General features: G+C 29.6%; 4 protein-coding genes. All 4 read right to left on the reverse strand.

Annotated elements, in window-relative coordinates:
• On the reverse strand, positions 1 to 506 hold a 506-nt coding region (locus tag ACMUOV_RS02780), incomplete at its 3' end, for an AI-2E family transporter (RefSeq protein WP_413853527.1).
• Positions 496 to 954, reverse strand: a complete 459-nt coding sequence (locus tag ACMUOV_RS02785) for a Crp/Fnr family transcriptional regulator (protein ID WP_413853528.1) — start codon at positions 952 to 954, stop codon at positions 496 to 498. The genes ACMUOV_RS02785 and ACMUOV_RS02780, both read right to left, overlap by 11 nt.
• A 312-nt stretch (positions 955 to 1,266) precedes the next feature.
• Complete coding sequence (locus ACMUOV_RS02790) at positions 1,267 to 2,439, reverse strand: iron-containing alcohol dehydrogenase (RefSeq protein ID WP_413853529.1); 1,173 nt, start codon at positions 2,437 to 2,439, stop codon at positions 1,267 to 1,269.
• A 67-nt stretch (positions 2,440 to 2,506) separates the two neighbouring features.
• On the reverse strand, positions 2,507 to 3,157 hold a 651-nt coding region (hydE, locus tag ACMUOV_RS02795; RefSeq protein ID WP_413853530.1), incomplete at its 5' end, for a [FeFe] hydrogenase H-cluster radical SAM maturase HydE.

Genomic DNA, 3,157 nt, shown 5'->3' on the forward strand with positions numbered 1-3,157 from the left:
AAAAAAAAAGTTATTATCGGAATTAAAATTATAAATGTTACTATGGATATTACCGATGTTATATGTTCCGGTATCGTTTCTAACTTCTTTACAACTAAATCCATAATTCCGTTTTCGGAATTTTCCGTTGAAGATGTAATATTGTCGGTATATTTTTTTAAAAACGGAAATTTTTCGGCAATGTCATTACATTGTTCTTTAAAAAGAGTTTCATACTTCGGATAATTTTCCGTAAGAGTTTTTATTTCCGTATTTATAACGGGAACTAACAAAATAACAAGAAAAGTAAATACGGTTGCAATTAACATAGTAAAAAAAGTAACGGCAACCCATCTTTTAATGCCTAACAACATAATTCTATTTATTATAGGAGAAATTAAATAACTGATTAACCCCGCTACTATAAACGGAAGTATAATTTGTCTTGACAGATAAAGCAAACCGCACAAAACAAGCAAAAATAAAATAGATATAATAAAAATTTTTGTTATTCTGTTATCTTTCATTTTGTGCCATCGCATGAAGTGTTTTCAATATTTCTTTATACATATTGAATCCTATACCTTTTTCTTTTTCAAGAAAATCTTCAATTTCATCTCTATACATTAATAATATTTCACTATCTTCCAATGCTGTTGCGGTATTTGTATAAACCTCATTATCAATAAAAATATATTTGTTGCCGAACCAATCTCTTTTGCCTATAATCGTTTTATTTTTACCGTCATCCAATTCTATCTTGCCTGCTTTTACAATACAAAGGAACCTTGCTTGTTGACCTTTTTTATAAATAACTTCTTTTTTTATGTAGGTTTTTTTATAGATATGAGTTCTTATTTTTTTTAATTGCGATATACTTAGTTCTCCAAAAAAATCTATGCTTTTTAAAAATAAAATATCTTTTTGTAAATCGGTGTTGACAAAAATTCTTAAAATTAAATTTGAAAATTTCATAAAAACCTCATAATTGTTTTGTTGCAGATATATTGAAAGTTACAAAAATATTTGAATTCTAAATCATATTATCAAAATTAATATTTTTTATCAACAGCAAAATGTGTTAGAAGTAAATATATTTTACTGTTTTTTAAACATAAAAATTCCTCCTTGTTTCAAATCTTCCAATCATATAATCTTCAAATTTATGTTGACAAGAAAAAATTTTTATTATGGAATCTGCATAACAATAAAATATTAAAAAAACAAAGGTGCTTAAAGATAAAAATCTTTAAGCACCTTTTATGTTAATTAATACTTCATAATAAATTAATTTTTCATGCTTTCTTTTAAAATATTAATAACATCATCGTGTGTAAGAACTTTATAACCGCCCTGTAAAATAAAAGTTGCATTTGCAATTCCTTCAAGCATATCTTCGGTTACACCAAGTTCTTTTGAATTTAATACAACCCCTATTTCTTTCATCCAATTTTCCATTCGCTTTAAACCTTCAATTGCAGCATCTTTACCGGACATATTTTTCACATCAACGTCCCAAACATTTTTTGCAAACTTTTTAAATTTTTCTATTGCATAAGGCATTATATGTTTATAATAAGGCAATGATACCGAAGAAAGAGTCATACCGTGAGTTGCATTTGTATAAGCACTAATTGCATGCCCTAACATATGAACTTCCCAATCAGTAGTTTTCCCCATCGCTATAAGAGTATTTAATGCCCATGTTGCCGACCACATTATATTACTTCTTGCTTGGTAATTTTGCGGATCTTTCACCGCAATTTTAGAACTTTCTATTAAAGATTTCATAAGAGCTTCGGAAATATAATCACTTGTATTGTCGTCATTTCCGGAAAAATATTGTTCACAAATATGGTTAAATGCATCATAAATGCCTGATACCATTTGATATTTAGGAACGGTAAACGTATATTTAGGATTTAATATTGAAAATTTAGGCATAACATTATCTCCGAATACACGCCCTATCTTTAATTTTTCTTTATTGTTTGTTATAACGGAACCTCCGTTCATTTCAGAACCGGTTCCAACCATTGTAAGAATACTTCCAACCGGAATAATTTTATTATCAGGTTCTTTTTCTTCCAAATAATATTTTTTCCAAGGATCTTCAATACACCATGCTGATACAGAAACGGCTTTTGCATAATCTATTGTCGAACCTCCTCCAACAGCCAAAATTAAATCCACATCATTATCTTTTGCAATTTTACACCCTTCATACAACTTTTCAACCGTAGGGTTAGCCATTACCCCGGGATCTTCAAAAATAATTTTCCCATCTGCTTTTAGAATACTTATCACTTCATCATAAATACCGTTTTTCTTAATTGAACCGCCACCGTAAGAAAGCATAATTTTGTTTCCGTAATTTTTTAATTCATCCGAAAGAAAAGAAATTGCATTATCTCCGAAGTAAAGTTTTGTGGGGTTTGAATATTTAAAATTTCCTAACATAATAAAACCTCCAAAAGTTAATTTACAACTAATGCTTTAATTATAGCAAATATAACAAAATAAATTTCTATGATTTTTTAGGGTTACCTATATCGGTAACTATTTTATAACCGGCAAGAGATACTCTTTTTTCCAAGCAACCTCTGCATTCTGCTGCTTCTTCGTTTGTACAGATTTTATCATCGTATAATGTATACAAATTTCTATATTTGGAAGGTGAAAGGTTAGGCATAACAACATTTGCACCGGCTTTAAGCCCGAGTTCTCTACCTTGCGGATCTATTGTTCCGAGCGCCGTTGTTGAAGGTATAAGTGCATAAGGGAACAACAACCTTAATATTGAAATTATTTTTAATGTTAAATTCAGTTTGCCGTGTTCAAATTTTTCAAATTTTGTGTTTTGTGCGGGAATAAAAGGTCCTATCCCTATCATGTCGGGTTTAAGTTCTTGCAAAAACCGAAAATCTTCAATAATATTCTCTATGGTTTGGTAAGGTGAGCCAACCATAAAACCGCTGCCTACATGATAACCGATTTCTTTTAAATTAAAAAGGCATTGTTTTCTGTTTTTTAAAGATAAACTTTCGGGATGCAATTTCTTATAATGTTGTTCGTTTGCCGTTTCGTGCCTTAAAAGGAACCTGTTGGCACCTGCTTTAAAGTAAGCAAGATAACTTTCTTTACTTTTTTCCCCTATCGATAATGTAATTGCACAATC

Source organism: Candidatus Ruminimicrobium bovinum (assembly GCF_902760015.1).
Taxonomy (GTDB): Bacteria; Elusimicrobiota; Endomicrobiia; order Endomicrobiales; family Endomicrobiaceae; genus Ruminimicrobium; species Ruminimicrobium bovinum.

Coding starts and splice junctions, on each gene's coding strand:
- ACMUOV_RS02785 (WP_413853528.1), bottom strand. CDS start 954: ATGAAATTTTCAAATTTAATTTTAAGAATTTTTGTCAACACCGATTTA.
- ACMUOV_RS02790 (WP_413853529.1), bottom strand. CDS start 2,439: ATGTTAGGAAATTTTAAATATTCAAACCCCACAAAACTTTACTTCGGA.